The 21,959-nt window shown below is 73.5% G+C and carries 18 protein-coding genes; 12 read left to right on the top strand and 6 right to left on the bottom strand.

From position 1 onward, the window contains the following. Positions 1-18 precede the first annotated feature (18 nt). Together ACZ53K_RS14880 and sigK are read right to left on the bottom strand one after the other, a co-directional pair. Complete coding sequence (locus ACZ53K_RS14880) at positions 19-864, bottom strand: anti-sigma factor (protein ID WP_468835724.1); 846 nt, start codon at positions 862-864, stop codon at positions 19-21. Then, positions 861-1,436 carry an ECF RNA polymerase sigma factor SigK gene (sigK, locus tag ACZ53K_RS14885; RefSeq protein ID WP_468835727.1) on the bottom strand — a complete coding sequence of 192 codons (576 nt, stop codon included), beginning with the start codon at positions 1,434-1,436 and terminating at the stop codon, positions 861-863. Before sigK ends, ACZ53K_RS14880 begins: the two co-directional genes overlap by 4 nt. 230 nt (positions 1,437-1,666) lie before the next feature. Between sigK and ACZ53K_RS14890 the strand changes: the two genes are divergently transcribed. The 4 genes from ACZ53K_RS14890 to ACZ53K_RS14905 are packed head-to-tail and all read left to right on the top strand — an operon-like array spanning position 1,667 to position 7,717. Continuing rightward, complete coding sequence (locus ACZ53K_RS14890; protein WP_468835730.1) at positions 1,667-3,262, top strand: DUF4331 domain-containing protein; 1,596 nt, start codon at positions 1,667-1,669, stop codon at positions 3,260-3,262. Then, positions 3,259-4,614: a tetratricopeptide repeat protein gene (locus ACZ53K_RS14895; RefSeq protein WP_468835732.1), complete on the top strand. Its 1,356-nt coding sequence runs from the start codon at positions 3,259-3,261 to the stop codon at positions 4,612-4,614. Before ACZ53K_RS14890 ends, ACZ53K_RS14895 begins: the two co-directional genes overlap by 4 nt. Then, entirely contained in the window at positions 4,611-6,113 is a 1,503-nt protein-coding gene (locus ACZ53K_RS14900; RefSeq protein ID WP_468835734.1) for a nickel transporter, read from the top strand. Before ACZ53K_RS14895 ends, ACZ53K_RS14900 begins: the two co-directional genes overlap by 4 nt. Before the next feature lie 44 nt (positions 6,114-6,157). Next, the gene (locus ACZ53K_RS14905) at positions 6,158-7,717 is read left to right on the top strand and encodes a serine/threonine-protein kinase (RefSeq protein WP_468835737.1); all 1,560 of its coding nucleotides are present in this window, start codon (positions 6,158-6,160) and stop codon (positions 7,715-7,717) included. Positions 7,718-7,765: 48 nt separating this feature from the next. Here the strand turns inward: ACZ53K_RS14905 and ACZ53K_RS14910 are convergent, their stop codons facing one another. Further along, positions 7,766-8,572 (bottom strand): SGNH/GDSL hydrolase family protein, encoded by an 807-nt coding sequence (locus ACZ53K_RS14910; RefSeq protein ID WP_468835740.1) that lies wholly within the window; start codon positions 8,570-8,572, stop codon positions 7,766-7,768. 316 nt (positions 8,573-8,888) lie between these two features. Between ACZ53K_RS14910 and ACZ53K_RS14915 the strand changes: the two genes are divergently transcribed. The 6 genes from ACZ53K_RS14915 to ACZ53K_RS14940 all read left to right on the top strand — a co-directional run bounded on the left by ACZ53K_RS14915 (position 8,889) and on the right by ACZ53K_RS14940 (position 17,582). Beyond that, the gene (locus ACZ53K_RS14915; protein WP_468835742.1) at positions 8,889-9,395 is read left to right on the top strand and encodes a hypothetical protein; all 507 of its coding nucleotides are present in this window, start codon (positions 8,889-8,891) and stop codon (positions 9,393-9,395) included. 1 nt (position 9,396) lies between these two features. Continuing rightward, the gene (locus ACZ53K_RS14920) at positions 9,397-10,494 is read left to right on the top strand and encodes a GNAT family N-acetyltransferase (protein ID WP_468835745.1); all 1,098 of its coding nucleotides are present in this window, start codon (positions 9,397-9,399) and stop codon (positions 10,492-10,494) included. Between the two features lie 387 nt (positions 10,495-10,881). Continuing rightward, complete coding sequence (locus ACZ53K_RS14925; protein WP_468835748.1) at positions 10,882-11,697, top strand: glycosyltransferase family 2 protein; 816 nt, start codon at positions 10,882-10,884, stop codon at positions 11,695-11,697. Further along, positions 11,694-12,833 carry a glycosyltransferase family 2 protein gene (locus ACZ53K_RS14930; protein ID WP_468835750.1) on the top strand — a complete coding sequence of 380 codons (1,140 nt, stop codon included), beginning with the start codon at positions 11,694-11,696 and terminating at the stop codon, positions 12,831-12,833. Before ACZ53K_RS14925 ends, ACZ53K_RS14930 begins: the two co-directional genes overlap by 4 nt. Next, positions 12,830-13,642, top strand: a complete 813-nt coding sequence (locus tag ACZ53K_RS14935; protein WP_468835753.1) for a polysaccharide deacetylase family protein — start codon at positions 12,830-12,832, stop codon at positions 13,640-13,642. The genes ACZ53K_RS14930 and ACZ53K_RS14935 overlap by 4 nt, the downstream gene beginning before the upstream one ends. Further along, on the top strand, positions 13,635-17,582 hold the full coding sequence (locus ACZ53K_RS14940) for a lipopolysaccharide biosynthesis protein (protein WP_468835755.1): 3,948 nt from the start codon (positions 13,635-13,637) through the stop codon (positions 17,580-17,582). The genes ACZ53K_RS14935 and ACZ53K_RS14940 overlap by 8 nt, the downstream gene beginning before the upstream one ends. A gap of 56 nt (positions 17,583-17,638) precedes the next feature. Here ACZ53K_RS14940 and ACZ53K_RS14945 read toward each other — a convergent pair whose 3' ends face one another. Beyond that, positions 17,639-18,940, bottom strand: coding sequence for a GH39 family glycosyl hydrolase (locus tag ACZ53K_RS14945; protein WP_468835945.1), 1,302 nt, complete (start codon positions 18,938-18,940; stop codon positions 17,639-17,641). A 307-nt stretch (positions 18,941-19,247) separates the two neighbouring features. On the opposite strand from ACZ53K_RS14945, the gene ACZ53K_RS14950 reads away from it, so the two are divergent. Beyond that, a complete protein-coding gene (locus ACZ53K_RS14950) occupies positions 19,248-20,360 on the top strand; it encodes a DUF5925 domain-containing protein (RefSeq protein WP_468835758.1) in 1,113 nt (370 codons plus the stop codon). Positions 20,361-20,610: 250 nt separating this feature from the next. Beyond that, positions 20,611-20,967 (top strand): hypothetical protein, encoded by a 357-nt coding sequence (locus tag ACZ53K_RS14955; RefSeq protein ID WP_468835760.1) that lies wholly within the window; start codon positions 20,611-20,613, stop codon positions 20,965-20,967. 115 nt (positions 20,968-21,082) lie between these two features. Here ACZ53K_RS14955 and ACZ53K_RS14960 read toward each other — a convergent pair whose 3' ends face one another. Continuing rightward, positions 21,083-21,511, bottom strand: a complete 429-nt coding sequence (locus ACZ53K_RS14960) for a VOC family protein (protein ID WP_468835763.1) — start codon at positions 21,509-21,511, stop codon at positions 21,083-21,085. Between the two features lie 48 nt (positions 21,512-21,559). Continuing rightward, positions 21,560-21,958, bottom strand: a complete 399-nt coding sequence (locus ACZ53K_RS14965; RefSeq protein ID WP_468835766.1) for a GntR family transcriptional regulator — start codon at positions 21,956-21,958, stop codon at positions 21,560-21,562. Position 21,959: the final 1 nt, after the last annotated feature.

Genomic DNA, 21,959 nt, shown 5'->3' on the forward strand with positions numbered 1-21,959 from the left:
CCACCTTACGGATCATCGTCAGCCGAGGGCGAGTTGGATGAGTACCGAGGTCGTGGGCCTGGCGGAGCCGCCGGCCGGCTCCAGGGTGACCGCCAGGCGGTCCGCCCGCCCGCTGCCGCCGTGCCGAAGATCACGTACGACGGCCGGGCCCGCGGTGCGGGACCCGCGGTCGTACGGCAGCATCGCGGCCGGGCGGGCGGTGGCCGGCCCGTCGCGCATCCGCCACAGCTGGTACGCGTACCCGTCGGGCGGCGGGGGCAGTCCGGCGGCGTTCACCACGGCCCGGTTCATGGTGACCGATTCGACCGCACTCAGTGAGCGTCCGCCGATCGGGCGGCCGGCGACGGCCAGCGCGTCCGGTGCGGCCAGGACCGCGTTCACGGCCTGGGTCACGGCGCGCTGCCGGTCCAGTTCGGTGTCCGTACGGGCGAGCTGGAGGGCGAGCAGGGCGCTCACGACGAGGCTCAGCGCGGTGACCGCGACGGCGACGCGGGGGCCGAACCGGACGGGCGGGCGGCGGGTGCGCTGCGCGCCGGTGCCGGTCTCCGCCGCACGCGCGGAAGACGGAGCGTCGGATTCCGGAACCGTGGCCTCCTGTGGGGTGGCGAGGGCGGCGGCGAGCACGCGGGTGCGCAGAGCGTCGGGGGCGGGGCGGGCCGCCGCGCGCGCCAGCCAGGTGGCGTCCTCGGTCAGGACGCGCAGTTCGGCCGCGCAGTCCGGGCAGCGCCGCAAGTGCCGTTCGAAGCGGCGGCGTTCACGCGGGCCGAGGGCGTCGAGAGCGTACGGGGCGGCCAGGGCGTGCGGCCCCCGCCACCCGGCGCGCAGCGCGTCACGGAGGGCCGCGTACGGCGGGCGGCGGTTCATCCGGCACCCGCCAGGCAGTCGCGCAGCCGCGCCAGCCCGTCACGCAGCCGGGACTTGACCGTGCCGAGCGGTACGGCCAGCCGACGGGCCGCCTCCCGGTGGGTGTAACCGTCGTAGTACACGAGGGTGACCGACTGCCGCTGCAACGCGGTGAGCCGCTCCAGGCAACGCCGCACCCACTCGCGCTCGAAGGAGCCCTCGACCTCCTCGGCCACCTCGTCGAAAACGGTCACCGCGCTGCGCCGTGCGACACGTTCCTCCCGCGCGCTCGCGGCACGCGCCGAACGCACCCGGTCCACCGCCCGCCGGTGGGCGAGGGTGAGGATCCACGACAGCGCACTGCCGCGCCCCGGGTCGTAGCGGCCGGCCCTGCGCCAGATCTCCAGCAGCACTTCCTGCGTCACCTCCTCGGCCTGGGCACTGTCCCGCAGCACCCGCCGGGCCATCCCGAAGACGGGCGCCGACACCAGGTCGTACAGCTCCTCGAAAGCACCGTGGTCACCGCGCGCGATCAGGGGCAGCAGCACCTCGCCGCCGCGCCCGGCGGCCGTCTCGGAGTCCACGCGGCTCACCCCCGCTCCCGTGCCGACCGGTCATTGTCCCGCCGTGGTGGGTTCGGGGCGAGACGCGCGGCGGACCGGTCCGGGCGGCCCCCGCTTTCCCGCGGCGCGGAAAACCGGCACCCATCCGCACGGCACCCGGCCCCGAATAGCCGCCACAGCCCCGGTACGGCTGCAGCGGCCGCCGTACCGGGGTGACCCGGCCGGACCGTCCGGCCCATCCGAGGGGGAGGACCGACGCGATGACCACCGTCACGAAGGACGAGAAGAAACCGAAGCCCGGGAAGGGCAGGATGAGCCGGCGGACCGTCGCCGCGCTGGCGTGCGGTTCGCTGGCCACCGCGGGCATCGCCGGCGCGGCCGCCGGGCCGCTCTCGGTCCGCTCCGCGCAGGCCTCCAGCCACCGGGAGGCGCCGCAGATCTCCGGGCAGCCGGAGTACGACACCACGGACGTGTACGCCTACCAGAGCCCCGACAAGCCGGACACCACGACGCTGACGGTGAACTGGTGGCCCTTCTCGGAGCCCGCGGGCGGCCCCAACTTCTACAAGTTCGCCACCGACGCCCAGTACGACGTGCACGTCGACAGCGACGGGGACGGGCAGGGCGACCTGATCTACCGGTGGACGTTCAAGGACAACTACCGCAGCGGTGACACGTTCCTCTACAACACCGGCCAGGTCACGTCCCTCGACGACAAGGACCTGAACTTCTACCAGACGTACGACATCGATCTGCTGCGCCTCAAGGACCAGAAGGTGGTCTCCAGCACGAAGGTCGCCAACGACCTGACCGCCGCGCCCTCCAACGTCGGCAAGGCCTCGATGCCCGACTACCAGAAGCTGCGCGACCAGGCGGTGCGTCCGGTCGCGGGCGGCGCGCAGTCCTTCGCGGGCCAGGCGGACGACCCGTTCTTCCTGGATCTGCGCGCCTTCGACCTGCTGTACGGCGGCGACCTCTCCGAGATCGGCCGGGACACCCTCAAGGGCTACAACGTGCAGTCGGTGGCCCTCCAGGTGCCGACGAGCGAGCTGCGGCAGTCGGCGAAGCAGCCGGTGATCGGCGTCTGGTCCACCACCCAGCGCAAGAACGCCTCCGGCGGCTGGTCCCAGGTGTCGCGGCTGGGCAGCCCGCTCGTCAACGAACTGGTCGTACCGGTCAAGGACAAGGACCGCTTCAACGCGTCCGCGCCGTGGAACGACGCGCAGTTCCTCAAGTACGTCACCGACCCCGAGCTGGCCCGGCTGATCGAGAAAATCTACGGGATCAAGGCGCCGGCGCTGCCCCGCAAGGACCTGATCCAGGCCTTCCTGACCGGCATCCCCAAGCTCAACCAGCCGCCGAACGTCCGCCCCGCCGAGGCGCTGCGGCTGAACACCGCCATTCCGCCCACCGACCAGCCCAAACGCCTCGGCGTCCTCGGCGGGGACAACGCGGGCTACCCGAACGGCAGGCGGCTCACCGACGACGTCGTGGACATCTCGCTCCAGGTGGTCGAGGGCGAGCTGGTCGGGCAGAAGAACGACCTGGGGGACGCGGTCGACGCCAACGACCGGGCCTTCGGGAAGACGTTCCCCTACCTGGCGCTGCCCACCTCCGGCTCCGAAGGGCCGCTGGCCAAGAAGAGCGGCGGCGACAGCACGGACGGCGACGGCCAGGGCGCGGTGAACCAGTCGGCCGGGCTGCGCACCGGTCTGCGTCCGCAGGACGGCGGCACCGGTGACAGCGACGACACCGTACTGATCGCTTCCGCGTCGGCGGGCGCCGCCGGACTGGTGCTCGTCGGAGCCGGGCTGCTGTGGCTGCGCGCCAACCGGCGGGCGAGGTCCGGGCGTTGAAGCACCCCAAGGCGCCCAGGAGCGTGCGCGGCCGGCTGGCCGCCGCCGTCGGGACCGTGCTCCTCGCGTGCGGGATCACCGTCGGCGGGCTCGCCCTGGGCGATGACGGCGGCCGGGTACCCGCCCTCGTGCCCGCGCCGCCGTCGTCCGACGTCCCCGTGGGCCGTGGCGCGGCGGCCGGCCTGGCCGGCACCGTGACCGCCCTCCAGGCGGGGCTGCGCGAGCGGCCCGGGGACTGGCTCGGCTGGGCCCGGCTCGGCGCCGCCTACGTCGAGCAGGCCCGTACGACCGGCGACCCGACCCGCTACCCGCAGGCCGAACGCGCCCTCGGCCGTTCGCTGGCGCTCCGCCCGCGCGGGAACGACGCCGGACTGGCCGGGCGGGGCGCGCTCGCCGCCGCCCGGCACGACTTCCGCGCCGCCCTGCGGGACGCGGACGCCGCGCTCGCGGTCAACCCGTACAGCGAACGGGCCCTGGCGGTCCGCGTCGACGCACTGGTCGAACTGGGCCGCTACGACGACGCCCTCGCGGCAGCGCGGCACGCCGACGCGGTGCACCCCGGGCTTCCGGCCTTCACCCGGCTCGCGTACGTGTGGGAACTGCACGGTGACGCCGACGGCGCCCGGAAGGTGCTGGACCTGGCCCGGCGGTCCGCCGTACGGCCCGACGACATCGCGTACGTCGCCACAGCGCTCGGCCAACTGGCACGCAGCCAGGGCCAGTACGCGGAGGCCTTTCGGCACTACGCGGATGCGCTGCGCGCCGTACCCGACCATCTGCCCGCCCTGGAAGGCCGGGCCCGCACCTACGCGGCGCGCGGCCAACTGGACACGGCGGCCCGCGAACTGGGCAAGGTGGCAGGCCGCTACCCACTGCCGGGCCCCTTGGCCGCGCTCGGCGAAGTCCAAGAAGCGCGCGGCGAACGCGCCGCGGCCCAGCGCCAGTACGCCCTGGCCCGGACATGGTCCGACCTCGCGCGCGCCAACGGTGTGGCCGTGGACCTGGACACCGCACTGATCGAAGCCGACCACGGTGACCGGCAGACCGCCCTGCGCGCCGCCCGCGCCGAGTGGGCCCGCCGCCACACCGTGCACAGCGCCGACGCCCTGGCCTGGGCCCTGCACCGGACCGGCCGGGACCGCGAAGCCCTCCCCTACGCCGAGCGCGCCGCCGCCCCCGGCTTCCGGGACGCGGCGTTCCTCTACCACCGCGGCATGATCGAGCGCGCACTGGGCCGGACCGCCGACGCGCGCCGCGACCTGACCGCCGCCCTGCGCCTGGACCCCGGCTTCTCACCGACGGGTGCGCCCGCGGCCCGGTCGGCCCTCGCCTCCCCGGAGGCCGGACGGTGACCCGGCGGGCCGTTGCCCTGCTGGTCGCGGCGCTCGCGGCCGTCCTGCTGGCGCTCGTACCGGCCGGCTCCGCCAGCGCGCATCCGCTCGGCAACTTCACCGTCAGCCAGTACGACGGCCTGGCCGTCCGGCCCGGCGAACTGCGCGTGGATCACGTCGAGGACCTCGCCGAAATCCCGGCCGCCCAGCAGAAGGACCGTATCGACCGGGACGGGGACGGGAACACGAGCCGTACGGAGCTGGCGGGATGGGCCCGGGAACGGTGCGCCACCGCGGCGCGCGGCAGCGGGCTGACCGTGGACGGGCGCCGGGAACAGCTGCGGGCCACCGGCGCCGCGGCGACCGCCCGGCCCGGCCAGGCGGGGCTGCCGACGCTGCGCCTGGAGTGCCGGCTGGCGGCGCGGCTGCCTTCGGACGGGCGGGCCGCGCTGCGGTTCCGCGCCGCGGAGGGCGACGGCGCACCCGGCTGGCGGGAGGTCACCGCCCGCGGCGACCGCACCCGGCTCACCGCGTCCGACGTGCCCGCGGAATCGGTGTCCCGGCGGCTGGCCACCTACCCGCAGGAGGTGCTGGCGTCACCGCCCGACCGGCGCTCGGCGGCCGTACGGGCCGTACCGGGCGGACCGGCACTGCCGGAGGCGGGAGACTCCCCGTCCGCCGCTCCCCCGCCCACCGCGTCCGTCCTGCCCCGGGGCGCCGACCGCTGGACGCAGGCGCTGACCGGGCTCGTCGCCCGGCACGAACTGACCCCCGCCTTCGCGGCGCTCGCCCTCGGCACGGCACTGCTGCTCGGCGCGCTGCACGCACTCGCGCCGGGGCACGGCAAGAGCATGATGGCCGCGGCAGCGGCGGCGGGCGGACGGAGTTCGCGGCGGGACGTGCTGACGCTGGTCCTGTCGGTGACCGTGACGCACACCCTGGGCGTCTTCGCCCTGGGAGCACTGATCGCGGGCGGGTCGGCCGCCGCGCCCTCCGTGGTGGCGTGGCTCGGGGTGGCCAGCGGGGCACTGGTGGCGGGAGCGGGGGCCGTACTGCTGCGGCGCGCCTTGCGGCTACGGCGGCACGGGCACGGGCACGGGCACAGCCATGATCACTCACACGATCACCAGCACTCCCACGACCGCGACCACAACCACGACCACCACCACCCCACCCGCCCCGGCCTCCGCGGCACCATCCTGCTCGGTTTCGCCGGCGGGCTGGTGCCGAGTCCCTCCGCCGTGCTGGTCCTGGTCGGTGCCGCGGCGCTCGGCCAGGCGTGGTTCGGGTACCTGCTGGTCGTCGCGTACGGGGCGGGGCTGGCCGGGACCCTGGCCGCGGCCGGTCTGCTGGCCGTCCGGCTGACGCTGCGGCTCGGCGGCCGGCTGGCCGCGGGGCGCGGGGCCGGCGCGCGGCTGCTGTCCGCCGCGCACCGGCTGGCGCCCGTCGGCACCGCTGCCGTCGTCCTCCTGCTCGGCTGCGGATTGTTGCTCAAGGGGGCGGCAACAACGCTGGGTTGAGGTACGTTTCCACCGAATCGCTCTCATGCGAGGGGGGCTCGTCCATGAGCGAGGGTCCTGGCGGTGCGGGTACCGGCGGCCTGCGGGGCGGCGGGGACGACGAGGACGGCGGACGGCTGCTGGCGGGGCGCTACCGGCTGGCGGACGAGCTGGGCCGGGGCGGGATGGGTGTGGTGTGGCGGGCCCGGGACGAGCTGCTGGCCCGCGAGGTCGCCGTCAAGGAGGTACGGGCGCCGCGCGACCTGACGGACCGCGAGGAGCAGATGCTGTACGCGCGGCTGGAGCGGGAGGGCCGGGCAGCGGCCCGTATCTCGCACCGCAACGTGGTGACGGTCTTCGACGTGGTGTCCGAGGGCGGGCGGCCGTGGATCGTCATGGAGCTGGTGCGCGGACTGTCGCTGGCCGAGGTCCTGGCGGCGGACGGCCCGATGGCACCGGCCCGGGCCGCGGGCATCGGGGCGCAGGTGCTGGCCGCGCTGCGGGTCGCGCACACGGCGGGTGTGCTGCACCGGGACGTGAAGCCGGGCAACGTGCTGCTCTCCAACGACGGCCGGGTGGTGCTGACCGACTTCGGCATCGCACGGGTGACGGGCTCCGCCGCGCTGACGCTGACGGGTGAACTGGTGGGGTCGCCGGAGTTCCTGGCGCCGGAGCGGGCCCTGGGGCAGCAGGCGGGCCCGCAGTCGGACCTGTGGTCGCTGGGCGTGCTGTTGTACGCAGCAGTGGAGGGGAATTCGCCGTTCCGCCAGGACACTCCGCTGACCACACTGCGCGCGGTGGTCGACGAGCCGCTGCCGCCGCCCCGGCGCGCGGGTCCGCTGGCGCCCGTACTGGAAGGACTGCTGCGCAAGGAGCCGCGGGAGCGTCTGGACGCGGCGGAGGCGCAGGGGATGCTGGAGGCGATCGCGGGCAGCGGCGCGACGCCCACGGTGGTGGTGCCGCCCGGACAGCCGCCGACGGCCACCACCGACCGCACCCACACCGGTTACGGGTACGGGTACGGCCCCGCGGCACCGATGCCGGCGCCGGGCACGCCGACCGGGATACCGGCCGGAGACACGACGGTGACGACCGCGGCCGACCAGGAGGCCGAGCGGCGGAGGCGGCGCTCGGTCCGGCTGGTGCTGGCCGGTGCGCTGCTCGCGCTGCTGGCGGCGGGCGGGGTGGCGTACGCGCTGCTGGACGACGGCGGCACACCGGCCCGTACGCCGGGCAGTACGACGGGCGGCGGCTCCGGAGGAAGCACCGGCGACGGTGGCGGAGGAGGCGCTACGGGCGGGGGCGGCGGCAGCACCCCGGGGCGGACATCTCCCGGCGGCACGGCGTCCGCCACCACCGCCCCGGGCGCCACGACTCCCGGCCATACGTATCCGGGCACCACCGCGCCCGGCAACACCTACCCCACCACCCCTCCCCGTACGACCACCTGGGCACCGACGACCGGGCGCCCCACGACCGCCGGGCCGACCACGCCCGCCCCCACGACCGGCCCGGGCACGGCCACGGGCGGGGCCGGAGGGGCCACGGGAGGAGCGACGGACGGCGGTCCGTACGGCGGGGCGACCGGCACGCGGGACGACGGTGGCGCGCGCGCCGGTCAATGAAGTCCCGCCCGCAGGCGGGATTCTTCCGGGGGCCGGAGCGGGGCGGGGTCAGGCGGCGGAGCCGAAGACGGGCAGATAGCCCCTGGACTGCCCGTTGGCGGTGGGGTGGTAGGAGTTCTCCACGGGGAGGGTCACGCTGTGCAGCCAGGGGGCCGAGGAGCAGATCTCGTGTCCGGCGAAGGTGGTGTTGACGTCCGCGAAGGTGAAGCCGTGGTCGGCGGCGCGCTTGGCGGTGACGGCGTTGAGGTCGTCGGCGGCGGCGTTTATGGCCGCACGGGACTTCTCCGAGAGGCCGACGGCGCAGCTGCCGCCGAGCTTGTAGAAGCGGGGGTAGCCCAGGACGACGACCTGGGCGGCGGGCGCCCTGCCGTCGATGGCGTCGTAGACCTGGTCGAGTTTGGCGGGCAGCGTTTGCCGGACGTACGCGCGCGCCTGGGCGATCCGGTTCAGGCAGGCGGTCTCGCCCTGGAGGGCACAGGTGGTCATGGTGTCGGCGAAGCCCGCGTCGTTGCCGCCGATGGTGATGCTCACCAGGTCCGTGCCGGAGTTCAGCGGAGTGAGCTGCTTGGCCAGCACGTCGCCCGTACGGGCGCCCGAGCAGGCGGTGAACCCGAAGGAGGAGGGGGTGTGGGCGGCGGCCCACAGGGCCGGGTAGGACTTGGTGCTGCGCTTGCAGGAGCCGCTGCCGCTGTCGTAGCTGCCCGCCCCCACACCCGAGGAGTAGGAGTCGCCTAGGGCCACATAGTCGGTGGCCTCGATCCGGGGGGCGGACATGGCGGCGCTCGCGCCGGAGAGCGCGAGCGCAGAGGTGACGAGGAACGCGGACGCCGTCGCCGCGCATCGGGACAGTCTCATGGAACCTCCCTGAGCAGGATCTCTGCCACTCCTGATGTAGCAGCACCGGTCCGTTACGGGAAGCGTCGGCGCCGATTCTCACGGTCACGAGTGATCTCCGTTGACCCGAACCGGTGTCTGGGTGACGTGTGAATGACACAGCGGGAGTCCGGCCCGTCCGGACGTTCCGCCACGGCGATCGGCCCAGGCCGTCCCCGACACCCCAACCACTCGCCGGACATGGCCCGTTCACGCCTTCTTCGCGTCTTGACGGGCGCGCGCCCGCTGCGCGACATTGAAGCCCGGCATCAGGCGCTTATGGGGGGCAAAGCTGCCAATGCACACCACGAGCATCAACGGCAACGCGCCGGACTGCGGCAGAGCCACCGGCGACGGGTCCGCGCACGGCGGTCCGGGAGACGACGGGCCCGGCGGCGCCCGGGCCGGCACGGACGGCCGGGACGGCGGGCGGCTGCGCGCGGACTCGGCGCCCGTACTGGCCGGGGCGGCCGTGGCCGTGGGCGGGGTGGGTGCCTTCCTGGCGCTCACCGACATCGCCTCGCCGCTGCGTGCGCCCTGCACCCTCTTCTTCCTGGTGCTGGCGCCCGCCGCGGCCGTCGCGAGTGCGCTGGGGCGGCTCGACCCGCTCAGCAGGACCGTCGTCGCGGGGGCCGCGGCCGTCGCCGTGGACCTGCTCGTCGCACAGGTCATGCTCGCGCTGCACATCTGGTCGGCGCGCGGCGGGGTGGTGGCCGTCGCCGTGCTCAGCGGCATCGTATTCCTAGGGGTCAGTGTGCGGCGCCGGCGTTCCGGCGCCCGTGGACGGGGAAGTCGGACGAACTGACGTGGACATCAGCGTGTACCGCCCGGGTGAGGTCAAAGGCGCCGACCGGGCGGCGTGGAGCACCGTGCAGTCCCAGGCCCATCTGCTGGGCACGCCCCAGCTGGCCAATCCTTTCCTCGCACCCGAGTTCGCACTCGCCGTCGGCCGCTGCCGGCGCGGGGTGCGGATCGCGGTGATCCGTGAGGACGGCGAACCGGCTGCCTTCCTGCCCTTCCAGCGCTCGTCGCTGGGTGTCGGGCGGGCGATCGGGCTGGGCGTCTCCGACGCCCAGGGACTGGTGCACCGGCCCGGCTTCCAGTGGGACTCCCGCGAACTGCTGCAGGCCTGCGGGCTGTCGGTGCTGGAGTTCGACCACCTGGTGGAGGGCCAGAAGCCCTTCGAGACGGCGCCCGTGCACGGCCACCCCTCCCCCGTCATCGACGTGGACCAGGGGTACGAGGCGTACCTGACGTGGCTGCTGGAGAACTCCCCGAAGTTCACCCGCCGGACCCGGTCCAAGGCACGCAAGCTGGGACGGGAGATCGGCCCGGTGCGGTACGTGCACGACGAGCGGGACCCGGCGGTGCTGCGCCGGCTGCTCGACTGGAAGTCGGCGCAGTACCGCAGAACGGGCCGCAGCGACCGCTTCGCCCACCCCTGGATCGTGCAGCTCGTCGACCAGCTCTTCCACACCCGTACCGCGTCCTTCTCCGGACTGCTGTCGGTGCTCTACGCGGGTGAGGTGCCGGTCGCGGCGCACTTCGGCATCCGGTCCGAGCGGGTGCTGTCCTGCTGGTTCCCCGCTTACGACCCGGCGTACGCCAAGTTCTCCCCCGGCCTGGTGCTGCACCTGCACATGGCCGAGGGGGCCGCTGCCCACGGCATGTCCTATATCGATCTGGGGCGCGGTGAAAAGCAATACAAGGACTGTCTCAAGACGCGGGAACTGACGGTTTACGAAGGATGGGTGTCACGGCACCGTCATCCGGTCGCGCTGTACCATCGCGCACACCGGGTCCCGGTGCGGGCATTGCGCAACACGGTGGTGTCCCGGCCGGAATTGTTCGGCCCGGCCGATCGCCTCCTCAAACGGATGGGCCGAATCCGGTCGCGTGATTGATCAGCGCACCGTTCCATATCCGCCAATGACCCAGAACGGGATACGAGGTCGAGGTATTGCCATAGAGTCCCAGTCATCAATACCGTCGTACACCACCCGCACCGGCACGTCATGCAAGGCGGCTCTAGGGGAGGGCTCAAGCGCCGCGACGGGGTCCGGGGCGGGGCGCGGTAGGGGGGTGCCGTGACCGATCTTCACATGACGAGAACCGCGTCGATCATCGGGACACGAGCCGCGCGGCCGGAAACACGCATGCCAGCTCACCCTGTTCGCCCGGCGAAGAGATCCACGCCGCCCTGAACGGGGTGTGAACCCCCCTTTCGAACCGGATAACCAGCCGGGCCGCCCGGGGGTGGGCGGCCCACCGGACGAGAGGGAAACAGACTCATGAGTTCATTCCTCCACTCCGCGGCAACGGATCAGAAGCCGTTGCCGCCGGTGAGTGCCGAGGGACAATACCGTCCCGTTTCCTCGCATCTGGCCATAGCTCCGCCGGTCAGTGTCGTGATACCCGCGATGAACGAGGCGGAGAACCTTCCGTACGTCTTCAAGACACTTCCGGAGTGGATACACGAAGTCGTCCTGGTGGACGGGAATTCCACCGACGACACGGTGGCGGTCGCGCGCGAACTGCGGCCGGACGTCACGGTCGTCGAACAGCGCGGCAAGGGCAAGGGAGACGCCCTGATCAGCGGGTTCGCGGCGTGCTCGGGCGACATCATCGTGATGGTCGACGCGGACGGCTCGGCGGACGGCTCCGAGATCGTCAGCTATGTCTCCGCGCTGGTGGGGGGCGCGGACTTCGCCAAGGGGTCGCGGTTCGCCAACGGCGGCGGCACCGACGACATGACGCCGGTGCGCAAGCTGGGCAACCGGGTGCTGACCACCGTGGTCAACGCCAAGTTCGGCGCCCGCTACACGGATCTGTGCTACGGCTACAACGCCTTCTGGCGGCACTGCCTGGACGAGATCGCCCTGGACTGCGCCGGGTTCGAGGTCGAGACGCTGATGAACATCCGCGTGGTCAAGGCCGGGCTGAAGGTGCAGGAGATTCCCAGCCACGAGTACAACCGCATCCACGGGGTGAGCAACCTGCGTGCCGTCCGGGACGGGTTCCGGGTGCTGAAGGTGATACTGCGCGAGCGCAGCACGCGCCACAAGCGTCCGGCCCACCCCACCATGATCACGGGAGAGGCGTCTTGAGCGTCCGCGTCTCCGTGGTGATCTGCGCGTACACCGAGGACCGCTGGGACGACATCCTCGCCGCGGTGGCCTCGGTGGGCGGCCAGTCCCATCCGGCCCACGAGACGCTGCTCGTGGTCGACCACAATCCGGCCCTGCTGGACCGGCTGAGGGAACGTTTCCCGTCACCCGCGTACGGCGGCCCGGTACGCGTACTGGCCAACGCCGGACCGCGCGGCCTGTCCGCCGGGCGCAACACCGGCATCGCGGAGTCCACCGGCGAGGTGATCGCCTTCCTGGACGACGACGCGGTGGCCGAACGCGACTGGCTGCTGTACTTCGCCGAGGGCTACGCCGACCCGCGTGTCCTGGCCGTCGGCGGCCGGACCGAGCCGGTGTGGGCCTCGGGGTGCCGGCCCGCCTGGTTCCCCGAGGAGTTCGACTGGGTGGTGGGCTGCGCGTACCGGGGACTGTTCCCCGGCGGCACCGGCCCCGCCCCGCACACGGTCCGCGTACGCAACGTCCTGGGCGGCAACGCCTCCTTCCGGCGGGAGGCGTTCGAGGCCGTCGGCGGATTCGCCACCGGCATCGGCCGGGACGCCGGGAAGCGGCCGCTGGGCTGCGAGGAGACCGAGCTGTGCATCCGGCTGGCCCGCGCCGTGCCGGACGCGGTACTGCTGGTCGACGACCGGTCGGTGATCCACCACCGGGTGCCCGCGGGCCGGGAGCGCTTCGCGTACTTCCGTTCCCGTACCTACGCGGAGGGCCTGTCCAAGGCACTGGTGACGCGCAGCGTGGGCACACGGGAGGGCCTGTCCACGGAGCGGCGCTACGCGACCCGCGTGCTTCCGGCGGGCGTCGCGCGCGGCGTGCGCGACGCGCTGCTGCGGCGGCCGGGCGGCGCCGGCCGGGCGGGCGCGATCGTCGCCGGGATGTCCGTCACCGCGTTCGGCTACGCGCTCGGGAGCCTGCGGGCGCGGCGCGACCGGCGGACGGTGGGCAGCAGCGGCTTCGTGGTGGTGCCCGTGCCGGACGGGACGGGAGGTACGGCCCGGGAACCCGCGGGCCCGCACGAACCGGCCAAGGTGGCGGTCCCCGCAACTGCCCGCCCGTGCGACGGGTCTTCGTCCCCGGGGAGTGAGGGGGCGGTGGCATGACCACACCGTGCACGGTGCCGATCCTGATGTATCACGCGGTCGCCCACGCGCCCGCGCCGGCCGCGTTGGACCTGTCCGTGACACCGCAGGCGTTCGCCGAGCAGATGGCAGTGCTGGACGACCGCGGTTTCACCCCGCTGACCACGGCGCAGCTGGGGGCGGCGTGGCGCGGCGGCCGGCCGCTGCCCGCGCGGCCGGTGCTGATCACCTTCGACGACGGGTACGAGGGCGTGCACCGGCACGCCCTGCCCGCGCTGTCCAAGCACGGCTTCGCGGCCACCCTCTTCGTCTCCACGGGCTGGCTGCGCGGCCCGTACGACACCGAGGGCGCTCTGGACACCATGCTGGACTGGGACCAGACACGCGAACTGGCCGCCGCCGGCGTGGAGATCGGCGGCCACAGCCACACCCATCCGCAGCTGGACCAGATCTCCGACGACCGCCTGTGGTTCGAGGTCTCGCGCTGCAAGCAGATCGTCGCCGACGAACTGGGCGCGCCTCCGGTGTCCTTCGCGTATCCGTACGGCCATTCCAGCCGGCGGGTGCGGCGGGCGGTGCGCGGTGCGGGCTTCCGGCAGTCGCTGGCGGTGAACAACGCCCTGGCGGGGCGCTGCCAGGGCCCGTACGCGCTGACCCGGCTGACCGTGGGGCGCAGCACCGGTACCGAGGAGTTCGCGCGGCTGGTGGAGGGCCGGGCCGTCGGACGGTACTTCGCCCGGGAGCGGACGCTCACCAAGGGATACGCCGTGGTCCGCCGGACCCGTCAGGCGGTCAAGGCAGTGGGGAAGGTGCACGGAAGCCGTGTCTGACACGACCACCCGGTCCGAGCAGCGTACGGAACGGGAACCGGCCGGGGGCGTGCGCAAGCGCCTGTTCGGCGGCCGGCTCCCCGGCGCGAAGGACGGTGGCGGCGGCAGTCCGCTGTTCCGCAACGCCTATGCGCTGATGCTGAACACCGGCATCTCCGGGCTGCTCGGCCTGGGGTACTGGCTGGTCGCGGCCCGGTACTACACCGAGTCCGCGGTCGGCCAGGGCTCGGCGGCCATCGCCGCGATGAAGCTGCTGGCGGGGCTGACCTCGCTGACGCTGACCGGCGCGCTGGCGCGCTACATCCCGGTGGCGGGCCGCACCACCGGCCGGCTCGTACTCCGTACCTACCTGGGCAGTTCGCTGACTGTCGCGCTGGCCGCGACGGTCTTCCTGCTCACCCTGGACTCGTGGGGGCCGTCGTACCGGTTCCTGCACGGCCCGGTCCACGGGCTGGGGTTCATCGTCGCCGTGGTCGCCTGGTCGCTGCTGACCCTCCAGGACGGGGTGCTGACCGGGCTGCGCAGCGCGCTGTGGGTACCGGTCGGCAATCTGGTTTTCTCGGCGGTCAAACTGGCGCTGCTGATCGCGTTCGCCGCCGCCATCCCGCTGGCGGGGGTCTTCGTCTCGTGGGTCGCCGCCATCGGGGTGTCCGTACTGCCGCTGGGCTGGCTGGTCTTCCGGCGGCTGGTGCCCCGGCACGTGAAGGCCACCGAGCGGACCGCCCGGCCGCCGTCACTGCGCGAGATGGGCCGCTTCCTGGCCGGGGACTACACGGGCTCGCTGTTCTCGCTGGCCGTCGTCTACCTGGTGCCGGTGCTGGTCGCCTCCCAGGTCAGCTCCGCCGACAACGCGTACTTCTACATCACCACCACCATCGGCGGCACGGTCAACCTGCTCGCCATCAACATGGGCGCGTCCCTGACCGTCGAGGGCTCGCACGACCCGGCGCGGCTGGCCGAGAACACCCGGGCGGCGCTGCGCCGGATGGCCCGGATCATGATCCCGGTCTGTCTCTTCCTCTTCGTCTGCGCGCCGTACATCCTCGCCGTCTTCGGCAAGGGGTACGCGGACGCCGCCACGCCGCTGCTGCGCTGGTTCGCGGTGGGCGCCGCGCTGCGCGTCGTGATGGAGGTCTACTTCGCGGTGCTGCGCGCGCAGAGCCGCACCTCGGGACTGGCGTACATGCAGGGCCTGCTGTGCGTCCTGGTCCTGGGACTGACGATGGTGCTGCTGCCGCGGATGGGGCTCACCGGCGCGGGTGTCGCGGAGATCTCCAGCCTGTCGGTGATCGTCTCGATCGCGTCCGTGAAGCTGTACCGCATCCTCAAGGGCCGGCCGTCCGCCCCGCTGACACGGGCGCCCGCGGAAGGCCTGGCGCCGGACGGGGACCTGGCGGACCTGGCCGTCAACGGTGACCTGGGCGACGCGCGGGCACCCGGCGCGGACACCACCGCACCGCCGGAGACGGACCGCGCGCGGGAGGCGGCGGGTGCCGCGCCCGGGGAGGCGCCGCACCGGCCCGGTTGGGCGCAGCGGGCGCTGAAGGACGTCGACACCGTGCCGCTCGGGCTGCACGTCGACTTCGAGCACATGGAACGCAGGCCGGACGTCCGGCCACCGGCGCCGTCCTGGGCGCAGGGCGACGGGAACGGCCGTACGGACCGGCCCGAGCCCCCGGTGTCCGCGGAGCCCCCGGTTCCCGCGGCGCCCACGAAGATGTTCCGGGCGGAGCCCGCCGCGGCACCGGAGGCGGACGGCGCGCCGCCGGTCCGCTCCGTCCCGGCGGCGGAGGCGCCGGCCGCCTCGTCCACTGCCGCCACGCCCACCACTTCGCCCGTCGCCCCCTCAAAGACCCGGACCGGTACCCCGCTCGGGCCCCGGCCCGGATCCCGGCTCGGATCCCGGCTCGCCGCGTCCGTCCCGTTCGGCACCCGGCTCACGGACCGGCTGAGCGGGCGCCCCGACATCGGCATCTGGGCGCTGCTCGGCGCCGCCCTCGCGCTGTTCTGGCTGCCCCTGCGCGGGATGGGCGACGCCGACCTGGACCGGATGGGCGGGCTCGGCCTCATCAGCGTGCTGCCCGCGGCGACGCTGCTGGGCGCCGCCCTGCTCGTCCTGGCCTTCGCGTCGGCCCTGTGGCTGTCCCGGCCGCGGCGCGTCCTGCTGGCAGCCGTACTGATCCTGACCGTGGTGGCCCTGCACGCGCTGCCCGCCGCGCTGGAGGCCGAACCGCGCTTCGCGACGGCCTGGCAGCACCTGGGCTTCCTGGACTACATCGACCGGACCGGCTCCGCGGTGCCGGACCTGGACGCGCGCTGGAGCTGGCCGGGGTTCTTCGCGGCGGCCCAGTTCATCGCCGAGGCGTGCGGCGTCACGGACTTCACCGAGGTGCTGCGCTGGTGGCCGCTGACCATCCAGCTGCTGTACCTGGCCCCGGTGTTCCTGCTGCTGAAGTCCGTACGGGCGAGCTGGCGGGCGAAGTGGAGCGCGGCGTGGCTGTTCGCGCTGTGCGGCTGGGTGGGCCAGGACTACTTCTCGCCGCAGGGCTTCACGTACCTGCTCTATCTGGTCTTCGCGGCGATCCTGCTGGTGTGGTTCCGCGATCCGCGGGTGCTGCGCGGCAAGCGCTGGCCCGGCGAGGCCGAGGTCGCGCCGGCCGGGCGGGGGCAGCGGGTGGCACTGCTGGCCGTGCTGGCGCTGCTGTTCACGGCGTCCGTGGCGGGCCACCAGCTCACGCCGTTCGTGATGCTGGGCGTGCTCACCTTCCTGGTGCTGGTGCGCCGTACGTCCCTGTACGGGCTGCCGCTGCTGTTCGGCGTGGTGGTCGTGGTCTGGGTGGTCTTCCTCGCCGAGCCGTACTGGTCCGGGCACTTCGACGAGCTGTTCGGCGGGGTGGGCGGCATCGGCGGAAACGTCTCCTCGTCCGTCACCGGCCGGATCGGCACCGGCGACAGCACCCACAAGCTGGTGCTGTACGCGCGGGTGGCGCTGGCCGGCGGGGTCATGGCGCTGGCCTGCTGGGGCGTGCTGCAGCGGCGGGCCGCCGGGTTCTCCGAACGGTCCCTGCTGGTGCTGACCTTCGTCCCGTTCCTCGCCTTCGGCATGCAGTCCTACGGCGGCGAGATGGCGCTGCGGGTGTTCATGTTCGCGCTGCCCGGCGCCTGCATCCTCGGCGCGCTCGCGCTGTTCCCGCGCGCCGCCGGCGCCCGCCGCGGCCTGGGCCCACTGGCCGCCCTGCTCACGGGCGTGGTGCTGGTGACCGGCTTCCTGGTGGTCCGCTGGGGCAACGAGCCGTTCGAACGCGTCCGGCCGGGCGAAGTGGCCGCGATGGACTACGTCTACGCGCACGACCGGCCCACGGCACGGGTGCTCTGGCCGACCAACGACACGGTCAACGACGTCACCCCGGCCTTGCCGTGGGGCGCGAAGGACATGGAACGGGTGCAGTACGTGCCCGTGCTCGCACCGCGTGACCCGGTCCTGACCGACTCGGTCGTCGACGCGCTGCGCGACGCCGGGCCGCGCTCCTACTTCGTGGTCAACCGGGCCCAGGCGGAGTCACTGCGCCTCGGCGCGGGCTACGCCGCCACCTGGGAGAAGAGGCTGCGCACCGCCCTGGACCAGCGCCCCGAACTGCGCCGCGTCATGAGCAACGAGCACGCCGCACTGTACGAACTCGCCCAGCAGCCGGCGGGCCCGGTGGCCGAACCGGCCCCCGGCCCGGTCGGTCCGCGCATCACCTGGACGTCGTGGTCGGTCATCGGCGCGCTGGCGGCCGGCGCCCTGTTGCTGCTGCTCGCGGCCCGGGAGGTGGTGCGAGTGGCGCTGCCGCCGAGCGTGCGCAAACTCCGGTGGATGCAGAGCTCCTTCTGGTTCACCCTGCCCCTGCTGCTGGTCTTCCTGGTGGCTCTGGTCCAGCGGATGGTGACGCTGTCGTAAGCCGCCGGGCGGCCGGCGGTGCGGGGAGCCGCCCGCCGCCGGCCGCCCCGGGGCTCTCAGGAGCGCTTCAGCCACTGAATGCCGTACGCGTCCAGAGTGACGCGCTGTCCGTCCACCGTCGTCCGCACGGGACGGCCGCGAGTGTTGACGACGAGGATGTCTTCGTCGTCGGCGAGGACGCGGACGTCCGCCCGGCCGGACGCCGCCACGTCGACGCGCTCATACGCCGTACCGGGCGGGAACGCGCGGGAGAAGCGGGACAGCAGGTCCATCATGGGCAGCCGGCTGCCGCCGCCGCGCAGTTCGGTGCTGCGCCACAGGCAGCCGGGGCAGTCGGCGCTCTCGTTCTGCGGGTTCCAGTAGAAGCCGCTGGTGGCGCCGCCCTCGGCCATGGAGATCAGCGCGCTCGCCTGGACGGCGGTGCGGCGCGGCTCGCTCCAGCCCTTGCGGTCGTCGTTCGCGTCCGCGACCTCGACGTACCACTCCGCCCACCACAGCGGCAGCCCGGTGGTCTCGCGCAGCCAGCGCCCGACGTCGGCGAACTTGCGGGTGGCGGCGAACGCGTCCGGCACGTATCTGTCGTCCCTGGTGTAGCTGGAGCCGTCCACCACGACGAAGTCCGCGCCCGCCTTGTGCTCGTTCCAGTACTCGACGGCGTCGACGGTGCGCCGGTCCAGGCTGCCCCAGGGCCCCTCGACGTCGGAGGCCTGGGTGTCGTCGCCGGGCGGATGGCTGTCCATGACCGCGTACGGCCCGCCCACCTGGTTCTCCTTGTCGGCCTTCTTCAGCTCCCGGTAGACCATGTTGTACAGGCGGGTGTACCCCTCGTAGTCCCAGCGGTTCCTGGCCTCGTCGAAGAAGCCCTTCAGCTCGTTCCAGACGATGAAGTGCCGGATGTCGGGGTAACGGCGGGCGACCGTGCCGACCAGGGCGGCGAAGTCCGCGTAGTGCTCCGGGCTCGGCGCCTTCTCCAGCTCGCTCCAGTCGGTCTGTCCGGCCTTGCCGCCCTTCATCCAGTCGGGGGCGCAGCACAGGGTCAGTACGGGCGTGCCGCCGGTGCGGCGGATCAGGTCGACGCGGCTGTCCAGCTCCTTGAAGTCGTACTTTCCCGGGCTCGGTTCGGGGTTCTGCGCGCCCCAGCCCATGATGTGCTGGTTCTGTGGCATCGGGTCGGCGGACAGCAGCCGTCCGGCGCTGCGCGTGGCGGCCTTGTCACCGTGGTCCGCGCTGTACTCGGTGTGGGTGAAGCCCCAGCCCACCTGCGCGTCGGGCGATGTGCCGGGCCGTGCGCCGTTGCCGCCGCTCTCCGGCGGGAAGCCGCACATCGCCAGTGCCATCGCCAGGATCGCCACACCCATCGTGAGCAGAGCGGTGGCCCGGGCCCGGTTGCGGATTCTGCGCCTCACCCTGGTGCCGCCGCCTTCCGGTGCCCTCGCGGGGCTCGGCGGCCGCACCGTTTCCGTACCGCCGTGCCGGTCCCCACCGTGACGTTTTCCCCATGACGTCCCACGACGGGCCAGCCTAGCCAGCTTCCCGGGCGGGACGGCCGGTTTCGGGGGAAGTGCGCAGCCACGGTCCGCCTTCTTCCCCTGTTCCCGGAGAAAGACCCGGTGACAGGGGAAATTCCGTGTACGCGGCGGCCGGTGTTGCCGGATCATGGTGGTCATGTGTGCCGACCACGTGCAGCCGTCCGCCGCCGAGGAGTCCCTTCCGATCCGTCTGAACATGGACGACAGCGATTCGCCGTCCGATGTCGTCGACGCCCTGTTCCTGGGGCGGTTCGCCAGCGGTGAGCAGCCGTACGCGCGCAGCCGCTCGGTGGACCGCGTCAAATCCGGGCTGACGCTGCTGCCGCCTGGCGCCAAGGTGCTGCGCTCGGCGCGCGACGACGACCGCAGCGCGACCCTCGCCGAGGGCGACGGCTTCACCCTGCTGGTGTCGCGGTGGAACCGCGGCGCCGACGTGACCGTCACGGCCACCACCGACGAGCTGGCCCTGAAGGTGCTGGGACAGTCCGCCGACGGCGCGGAGGACGAGCCGGAGCCGCAGCCGGAGAACGTCTCGATGGGATTCTGGTACCTCTCCCCCCGGCGCGGCCCGCACCGCACGACCCGGCAGATCTCCGCCGGCACCTGGGACGAGATCCGCCCCAACTACACCGAGCCGGTGGCCGAGGCCCTGGACCGGCTGATGAAGGTCGCCCCCGGGGAGATCTCCGGGCGGCTGCTGTTGCTGCACGGACCGCCGGGCACGGGCAAGACCTCCGCGCTGCGCACCCTCGCCCGCTCGTGGCGCGACTGGTGCCAGGTCGACTGCGTCCTCGACCCGGAGCGCCTCTTCAACGACATCGGCTATCTGATGGACATCGCCATCGGCGAGGACGACGCGGCGGGCAAGGGCCGCTGGCGGCTGCTCCTGCTGGAGGACTGCGACGAACTGATCCGCGGCGAGGCCAAGCACACGGCGGGGCAGGCGCTGTCCCGGCTGCTGAACCTGACGGACGGACTGCTGGGCCAGGGCCGCAACGTCCTGGTCGGCGTGACCACCAACGAGGACCTGGAACGGATGCACCCCGCGGTGGTGCGCCCCGGCCGCTGCCTGGCCCGTATCGAGGTGGGGCCGCTGAACCGTACGGAGGCGGTGCGGTGGCTCGGCAGGGAGGAGGGCATCAGCCGCGACGGGGCGACTTTGGCGGAGCTGTACGCGCTGCGCCGCGGCACCGGCCCGGCCTCGGTACCGGCACAGGACTCGGGGGCGGACGCGGGGCTGTATCTGTAGCGGCACGGCTGCGCCGCGGCCCGCGTGTACGGCTCCGGCCGGCACCGCGGGCGCGCCGCTCCACTGATCCACCCAAAGCTCAGCGGCGCCCCGCGGCGGAGAGGAGGATGGGTGCCATGGCTGACCGGATGCCGCCGGAGAAGGACTGTCCGGACTGCGGTGGTGCCGGTGAGGTCGAGTGGGAGACGCAGGGCGGCACCACCGTGACCACGCAGTGCGGTGGATGCGCCGGTACAGGAAAGGTTCCGGCATGAGTCAAGGAAGGCCGCGCGGCGGACCGGTCGGTCTGGACCCGCGCCATGTCGGCGTGCTGCTGTGCCCGTGCGGCCGGGGCACGGTGAAGCTGCCGGGCCTGAACGAGGCGCTGTGCCTGCGCTGCTACGCACTGGAACGCACGGCGTACGAGCGGCGGATGGCCAACGGCAACCACCGCGGAGTGGCAGCCAACATCGCGGGCGACACCTGTATGGCGTGTGAGGGGGACGACGTGGACGCGGACGGCTGCCTGTGGTGGTGCAACCACTGCCACATCGTCACGCGCGTCGCCTACCCGGCCCCATACCCCGGCCTTCCACGGCCCAAAGGCCACCCGGCCTGGCTGCGCTGAACGCTGCGTGGGGCCTGGCCCGGTCCGTGCGGTGAACGCTGCGCGGACCGGGTCGGCGTATGAGCGCCGCGTGTGAGGGGCGGCCTACGAGGACCGGCGGGTGAGGGCCCGCCAGTCAGGCGGTGCCGTTCCCGTACTCCTGCCGGTCTCCGGGGAGTTCCTGCACAAGGCAGAAGGGGTGGCCCGCGGGGTCGGCGTAGACACGGAAGCCGTGCGGGCCGCCGCCGTGGGTGGCGTCGAGCAGGGTGCCGCCCGCGTCGAGCACCCGCCGGTGCGCGGATTCCATGTCGTCCACGCCGAGGTCCAGATGGGACTGCTGCGGATGCTCCGGGTCCGGCCAGCGGGGCGGGCGGTGGTCCGGAGCGCGCTGGAAGGCGAGGACCGTGCCGCCTTCGGTGTGCAGGGTGGCCCAGTCGTCGTCGGTGGTCCACAGGGAGGTCCGGCGGTTGATCTCACCGCCGAGCAGCTCCGCGTAGAAGCGGGCGAGCCGCTGGGGGTCGGGGCAGTCCAGGGCGGTGCACTGGACGCGGGCGATGGCGGTCATGCGTCCTCTCCTCCGGTGGCGGTCATACGTCGTCCCCTCCGGTGGCGGTCACGCGTCGTCCCCGTAGGTCGCGCGCAGGGCGTCCGTGACGGCGGTGAGCGCGGCGGCGTGGTCCAGGCCCAGCCGGCGGGCGCGCCGCGCGTACGAGGCGGCGGCCGCGGCCGCTTCCTTGTCGGCCGCCTCGCCGGCCGCCGCGATGAAGGTGCCGTTGCGCCCCCGCGTCTCGATCACGCCGTCCGTCTCCAGGGCGCGGTAGGCCTTGGCGACGGTGTTGGCGGCCAGCCCGAGCTGTTCGGCGAGGCCGCGTACGGTGGGCAGTTTGCGGCCGACCGGCAGGCCGCCGGCGCGGGCCTGCCCGGCGATCTGGGCCCGGACCTGCTCGAACGGCGCGTCCGCCGCCTCCGGGTCGATGGTCAGCCGCAGGGGCGGCGCTTGCTGGACGGCCACG

The organism is Streptomyces sp. NPDC033221 (assembly GCF_055577005.1).